A 7,109-nucleotide genomic window follows, 5' to 3' on the forward strand; every position below is an offset into this window, starting at 1 on the left:
AAATAATATTTGGTATGTCGTATGTCTCCAAATGACGGTGCGGATATTGAAATGTTTTCTTTGAACGTATTTACTTCGATACGTGAACAAAGAGGTGTGTTTAGTGTCTTATATAACCAGAGTGCCTTATATAAGTAAGTGATTCGCGTTATATTGAATAGAGTATTAGACATGCCTGTTTAGGCTGTAAAAGAAGATGTTGATAAAGTATGAAACCAATGGGCATTCGCGCACAGCAAAAAGAAAAAACTCGTCGTAGCTTAATCGATGCGGCATTTAGCCAACTCAGTGCCGATCGTAGTTTTTCTAATCTAAGCTTGAGAGAAGTCGCTCGTGAGGCTGGAATAGCTCCGACTTCCTTTTATCGCCATTTCAAAGACATGGATGAGCTTGGCTTAACCATGGTCGATGAAGGTGGCTTATTGTTGCGTCAGTTGATGCGTCAAGCTAGGCAACGCATAGTAAAAGAAGGCAGCGTGATTCGCACATCGGTTGAAACCTTTATGGAATTCATTGAAAGCAGCCCAAACGTATTCAGACTGTTATTGCGGGAGCGCTCAGGAACTTCATTTGAGTTTCGTGCAGCGGTAGCTCGTGAGATACAGCATTTCTCTGCTGAGTTAACCGAATATTTGATCACAACAGGAATGACAAGAGACGAAGCTTTTACTCAAGCGGAAGCCTCCGTCATCTTGGTTTTTAACTCAGGGGCAGAAGCATTAGATTTAGATCGACGTCAGCGAGATGAATTGGCTGAGCGTTTGATCATGCAATTGCGAATGATGGCCAAAGGAGCTTTTTGGTATCGTAAAGAACGTGAACGTAACCGATTAAAAGGCGGGATTGAATAATGTCGAATGAAAATAATACTGTAAACCGTGGTTCTGAAAGAAAGACACTCGTACTTGCTGTTGTAGCAGGTGTGTGTGGTGATGCACTGTTATCTTGGGTAACAATGAGCGAAGTGGGCTTTTCTATCTTCCCACTGATTGCTTTAGTTTTGGCTGTACAAGCGCTTTACCAAGAATACCTAACTAATCCCGTATCTGAAGATATTCCGTTAGTGGGTTTAGCTTGTTTCTTTGTAGGTGCATTTGGCCACTCGGCTTTTGTGAAAGCACAACACCCTGATGCCGGGTCAAACTTCTTTGCGATTATCGTCGCGATGCTACTGCTCGCTTGGGTAGGTAAGAAGCTAGGCTTTATCGGTAAAACCGCTTAAACCAATCTATAAATAAAGAAACGAGCCAATTGGCTCGTTTTTTGTATTTGCTGCTTAGCTTAGCTTTGACCTCGACCTAGAGAGCGAGGCTTATGCTTTACGCTCTAGGAATACACCTGCTTCCATATGGTGTGTGTAAGGGAACTGGTCAAATAGAGCAAAACGGGTGATGTCGTGTGTTTCGCTTAGAATGTCTAGGTTCTCTTTCAATGTCTCAGGGTTACAAGAGATGTACATGATACGCTCGTAGCCTTGAACCATCTTACAAGTATCGACATCCATACCTGAACGCGGTGGATCAACAAAGATAGTGTTGCAGTTGTAGCTCTTAAGATCGATGTTCGCTTGCTGTAGACGACGGAATTCACGCTTGCCTTCCATTGCTACGGTAAAATCTTCCGCAGACATGCGGATGATCTGAACATTTTCAATCTTGTTGGCTGCGATGTTGTATTGCGCAGATTCTACTGACGGCTTCGCTAGTTCTGTTGCCAGTACACGTTCGAAGTTCTGTGCCAGTGCTAGTGAGAAGTTACCGTTACCACAGTAAAGTTCAAGCAAGTCGCCTTTGCTGTCTTGAGTACAGTCGACAGCCCACTCCAGCATTTTCTCTGCTACTTTACCGTTTGGTTGAGTAAAGCTGTTCTCAACTTGCTGGTAGATGTAGCTATCACCATTCACATCTAGCTTTTCGATAACGTAGTCGCGGTCCAGTACGATTTTCATCTTACGCGCACGGCCGATCAGGTTTAGGTTAAAACCTTCATCGTTTAATTGCTGTTTAAGTGCTTTAGCATCTTGAATCCACTGTTCACCCAATTGGCGGTGGTAAAGCAGTGACACCAAAATCTCGCCGCTTAATGTAGAAAGGAAGTCTACTTGGAATAGTTTGTGGCGTAGAGAGTGGTTGTCCTTCATTGCATCCGTTAATAGAGGCATTAGGTCGTTGATCAGGCGGCTAGCCGCTGGGAACTGGTCTACGCGGTATTTTTCTTTGGTCTCTTGATTGAACATGACGTAATACATATCGTCACCTTCATGCCACACGCGGAACTCTGCACGCATGCGGTAGTGTTGTTCTGGAGATTCATACACTTCCAGCTCAGGCACATTATATTCTGAGAACATTTCAGTAAGACGCTCAGTCTTTTCTGCCAGTTGTTCTTGGTAGCGTTGCGGGTTTACTTCTAAATTCGCCATTGTTATGCCTTTTGCTATCGTGCTTTTAAATCAAGAGCGCAGATTTTATTCAATCACAGGCGCTTGTCCAGTGTTGAGAGCCATTCAGTCTAAATAGACGACGAAAACTATAGCTTATAACTATCTTAGACTAGACAAATGATTCATAGGTCAATACTATTTCCGGCAAGCTGGTGCCATGTGGATGTATAGATGGCTGAAGAGGGAATCTGGTGAAAATCCAGAACTGACGCGCAGCGGTAAAAGAGAACGAGTATTCATAGACACTGCAAATAGCATTTTGTGGGAAGTCGAATATTAGGTAACCGAAAGGTTGTGCTCTTAAGTCCGAATACCTGCCAGCGGCTAAGCCATACAATGTGGTTTGGTAGGACTTTACGCGATTTAGGATCACAACATGAACAAATCCCTTTTAGCGGTTGCTGTAGCATCGCTGCTTTCACCTATCTCCAATTTACACGCACAAGAAGCATCTGCTGACGAAACCATGGTCGTTACGGCTAACCGTTTTGAGCAGTCTGTGGGTCAAGTTACAGCAACTGTCGATATTGTGACTAAAGAGCAAATTGATAACCTGCAAATCAAATCTCTAACGGAAGCTTTAGCATTATTACCTGGTGTGCAAGTAACGCAAAATGGCGGACGTGGACAAAACAGTTCAGTCTTTGTTCGCGGTACCTCATCGAATCAAAGCATTGTCCTCTATAACGGGGTGAGAATTGGTAGTGCGACAACTGGTAGTGCGAACTTCTCAGTTATTCCTCTAAGCGGCGTTGAACGTATCGAGTTAGTAAAAGGTGCTCGTGCTGCGGTATATGGTGCTGATGCAATAGGTGGTGTAATTAACATTATTACTTCATCAGGGGCTGATGTTGACTCTGGTACTGTTCAAGTTGGTGCTGGTACTGATAACTATCGCCAAGGCGCAGCTGGTGTGAGCTCTAAAGTTGGTCAGAACTCTTGGATCAATATGTCTGTAAACACTGAAGCGTCAGATGGTTTTGATGTCGTAGGCACTGGCCCGGCTCAACCTGATGAAGATGGCTATAGCCGTCAAGACTTAACGCTTGAGGTTGGGACAAACTTTTCACCTGAGTGGTCTGCCAAAGTGATGGGCTTCTATCATAAAGGCGTGACTGAATATGAAAGTTATAAGGACTTTTCAACAGGTAAGCTATCAGCTGATGAGCAAGAATCTATTCTTTTCAACTACGCAGCGCTTGTTGCATATAATGGTGAGAAGTATCGTTCATCTTTGTCTGTATCAACTAACCGCGACGATAGTAACAATAAAGGCGGTCAAGTTCCGGGTAGCCACTTAATCACTGATCGCCATGCTCTTAACTGGCTGAACTCTTATCAGTTATCTGAGATCTTTGTACTTAATGCAGGCGTTGACCTAACTAAAGACACCGTGGCTGATTCCAAAATTTGGAGCAGCAATAGTTACCAGAAATATGACGGTACTAGTCGTAAGAATAATGCAGTATTCGCTTCGGCTTTCTATGACAATTCAGGTCTGCAAATTGAAGCAAGTGTTCGTCATGATGACAACGAAGTCTATGGCGGAAAGTCGACATGGCAGCTAGGAACTGGTTATCTTGTTAATCAGAATTGGCGTTTGATTGCGTCTGGTGGTACTGCCTTTCGAGCTCCGACATACAATGACTTATTCTGGCCTGGCTATGGTAAGAGTGACTTGAAACCAGAAGAGTCTTTGAGTTTTGAGGCTGGATTTGAGTTCTTCTCTGACGTATCAGATATACGCGTTGTAGGTTATTCAAACAAAATTACTAATTTGGTAAGTTATCAGTCAAAAGGTGAAGCTTTAAAGAATTCTGATGCGACAATACGTGGTATTGAAGTAAGCTCGCAGTTTGAGACTGGCGTGATTTCACACTCAGTGTCGCTAGACTTCCTAGACCATAACAACAAAATCAATGTTGCTGGTTATGGTCAACCAGAAGACATTCAAGATAAAGAGCTGTCTCGTAGAGCAAACTTTGCAGCGAAATGGTTGGTCAGCTATGAACACAATGACTGGCGTGGTGATTTGAGCTATCAGTATCAAGGTAAACGCTATGACGATGCAAAAAATACGGTGGAACTTGAACCGTATAGCCTCGTGAACTTTACACTAGCTTACCAGTTGACCGAACAATGGAAACTACGAGCTAAAGTTGAAAACTTGTTTAATACTCAATACCAAACGGTGGATAAGTATGAAACGCAAGATCAAGCATACTACCTAAATGCTTCATATCAGTTCTAACTGGTATGCAAACCGCCTTCGGGCGGTTTTTTCTTATTGGATGTATCAATGAAAAAGAAAGTCGTCATAAGTTGGTCGTCAGGTAAAGACTCTACGTTAACGTTAGAGCGCCTACTTGAAAGCACCGAGTATGAAGTTGTTGCTCTGTATACTACGTATGTTGGAGATGAAGTTCCTTTCCAGGTAACTCCTATTGAGGTAGTTGCAATGCAAGCTCGATTGGTCGGTTTACCATTAATCATGATTGAGCTACCGGAAGTCTTCCCAAGTAATGAGGTTTACCAAAGTACGATTGTCTCGGTACTTAAAGATTCTAGCTTATCAATCGATGCGGTCGCGTTTGGAGATATGTTCTGTAATGGCATTGCCGATTACCGAAGAAGTTATATAGAGCCAGCTGGTTGGGAGTGTGTGTTTCCCCTAATGGGAGAGAGCAGTCAGGTACTTGCGAGTGAAATAATAGACAGAGGAATCGAAACCTTTCTCGTCACGGTCGATACCGATGCATTAGACATGAGCTATTGCGGGAAAGAATACACGTTTGAGCTAATCGACAGTTTACCGAGTCACGTCGACCCATGCGGCGAAGATGGTGAGTTCCATACTTTAGTAACGTCAGCGCCATGCTTTAAAGGAAGGCTTAAGATAGAGCTGGAAAATGTAGATCAGGGTGAGCGCTTTGTGCATCAACGCTACCGAGCCTGCATTATGTAGAGTGATGATTGGCGAAAACTAAGTGAAGGGGTATCATTGCAACGGAACTTATTACAGGTAATGGTTGTGTCGGAAAGCATACAAAAAAACATATTGATCTTTGATTCTGGAGTTGGCGGTCTGTCCGTATATAAAGAGATAAGCCACTTACTACCGAATCATAACTATACTTATGTATTCGATAACGAGGCTTACCCATACGGTGAGCTCGACCAGCAAGTCCTTATCCACAGAGTTCAAAGCATCGTCGCCAGTTTTGTGGCTAGCCACGCTATTGATATTGTGGTGATAGCCTGCAATACAGCAAGTACAATTGTGTTACCTACACTAAGGGCTAATAACCCAATCCCTATTGTCGGGGTTGTTCCGGCAATCAAGCCAGCATCGCTACTTGCCAATAAAGCCGTTGGTCTTATTGCAACACCCGCAACGATTACTCGTGAATACACACACGAGCTCATCAAAAACTTCTCTAGTAATAAAAGAGTTGAGCTTTTAGGTTCTACTCAGCTGGTGGATATGGCCGAAGATAAACTCCGAGGAGAGGCGATTAACCTTGAAGAGCTGCAGCAAATCCTTCAACCAATGATCAACACAATTGATGTGGCTGTTTTAGGGTGTACTCATTTCCCACTGATCAAATCAGAGATTCAGCAAGTGCTAGGTAAAAACGTGATGTTGATTGATTCAGGTAAGGCTATTGCTAAGCGGGTTCAAGATTTATTGGATTTAGAGAGCAGTACTGAAGAAGGGGGAGTGCGTGAGGCTTTTTGTAGTGCACTTCCTAAAAAAGAAAGTGCACTAAATAGTATGCTGAAGCAGTTAGGGTTTAGCTCAGCTCAGCTTCGTCCGTTTCTGGATGTTTAGGATCGTTTGCAACGCGTACTTTTAAAGTACGTTGCATGTAATCTTTATCGTTAAGTTCTGAAATAGCATGATTCACATCATTACTTGCCATAACAACAAATCCAAAACCTCTTCTTTTACCAGTACGTTTGTCTTTCATTAAACGTACAGCAAATACTTCACCATATTCAGAGAACAATTCACGTACATGTGATTCATTCGCTTTGTATGGAAGGTTACCCACATAAAGTGTTTTTGTTGAAGCCTTAGGTTCTGACTCTGATTTTGAGTTGGTGCTTGAAAAATTAACAACAAAAGCGGAAGCCAAGACACCAAGGATAAAGGTAATTGCAGGCGATATATCTACCTGAGAGAAAACAATGCCGCCCAATACAGCTAGCGCGACAATTAACAACATCGATTTTTTTGAGTTCATATCGGAATACTACATATTAATAAACGAAATATACGCATCTACCATTAACAAAATAGACACATGAATCTTACGTTCATGGCTTCCATTTTGCCAATGTATTGCTGTGATACGTCTCAAATGTTTAGTTTTTATTCGAAAAATGCGGATGTGGTGGCTTTTTAGGCGAACAAAACTTTTATTTAAAAAAGCTCTTGTGCTCTATATCGAACTCTCTATAATGCCGCCTCACCGACAAGGAGTGAGACGAAAGTCACGCTGCGAAATCGGTAGAGAATAAGAGTTTGAAAATAACCCTTGACTCTCTAAGTGGTGCAGGTATAGTACGCACCCCTAGCGATTGAGATGTGAGTCACAAAACGCTAGCGCTCTTTAACAATTTAAACCTATCAATCTGTGTGGGCACTCGTTGATGAATATCA

Annotated in this window: 7 protein-coding genes and 1 riboswitch; of the genes, 5 read left to right on the forward strand and 2 right to left on the reverse strand. The window is 42.7% G+C overall.

What is annotated here, in order from left to right; all coding sequences use genetic code 11:
- Positions 1-209 precede the first annotated feature (209 nt).
- Positions 210-851: an HTH-type transcriptional repressor FabR gene (gene fabR / locus ACED28_RS15385; protein ID WP_010438693.1), complete on the forward strand. Its 642-nt coding sequence runs from the start codon at positions 210-212 to the stop codon at positions 849-851.
- Entirely contained in the window at positions 851-1,222 is a 372-nt protein-coding gene (locus ACED28_RS15390; protein WP_004736696.1) for a YijD family membrane protein, read from the forward strand. Before fabR ends, ACED28_RS15390 begins: the two co-directional genes overlap by 1 nt.
- Positions 1,223-1,312: 90 nt before the next feature.
- On the opposite strand, the gene trmA is transcribed toward ACED28_RS15390, so the two are convergent.
- On the reverse strand, positions 1,313-2,422 hold the full coding sequence (gene trmA, locus ACED28_RS15395; RefSeq protein ID WP_009848254.1) for a tRNA (uridine(54)-C5)-methyltransferase TrmA: 1,110 nt from the start codon (positions 2,420-2,422) through the stop codon (positions 1,313-1,315).
- Positions 2,423-2,576: 154 nt separating this feature from the next.
- Positions 2,577-2,780: riboswitch (cobalamin riboswitch) on the forward strand.
- Positions 2,781-2,819: 39 nt separating this feature from the next.
- Between trmA and ACED28_RS15400 the strand changes: the two genes are divergently transcribed.
- The 3 genes from ACED28_RS15400 to murI are packed head-to-tail and all read left to right on the forward strand — an operon-like array spanning position 2,820 to position 6,275.
- Positions 2,820-4,694, forward strand: a complete 1,875-nt coding sequence (locus ACED28_RS15400) for a TonB-dependent receptor domain-containing protein (protein ID WP_371710190.1) — start codon at positions 2,820-2,822, stop codon at positions 4,692-4,694.
- A 48-nt stretch (positions 4,695-4,742) separates the two neighbouring features.
- Complete coding sequence (locus ACED28_RS15405; protein WP_371710191.1) at positions 4,743-5,408, forward strand: ATPase; 666 nt, start codon at positions 4,743-4,745, stop codon at positions 5,406-5,408.
- A gap of 60 nt (positions 5,409-5,468) precedes the next feature.
- On the forward strand, positions 5,469-6,275 hold the full coding sequence (gene murI / locus ACED28_RS15410) for a glutamate racemase (RefSeq protein WP_029225473.1): 807 nt from the start codon (positions 5,469-5,471) through the stop codon (positions 6,273-6,275).
- Here murI and ACED28_RS15415 read toward each other — a convergent pair.
- Entirely contained in the window at positions 6,238-6,690 is a 453-nt protein-coding gene (locus tag ACED28_RS15415) for an RNA-binding protein (protein ID WP_009848258.1), read from the reverse strand. The genes murI and ACED28_RS15415 overlap by 38 nt on opposite strands.
- Between the last annotated feature and the right edge of the window lie 419 nt (positions 6,691-7,109).

It is taken from the genome of Vibrio sp. 1F253, assembly GCF_041439295.1.
Classification (GTDB): domain Bacteria; phylum Pseudomonadota; class Gammaproteobacteria; order Enterobacterales; family Vibrionaceae; genus Vibrio; species Vibrio tasmaniensis_A.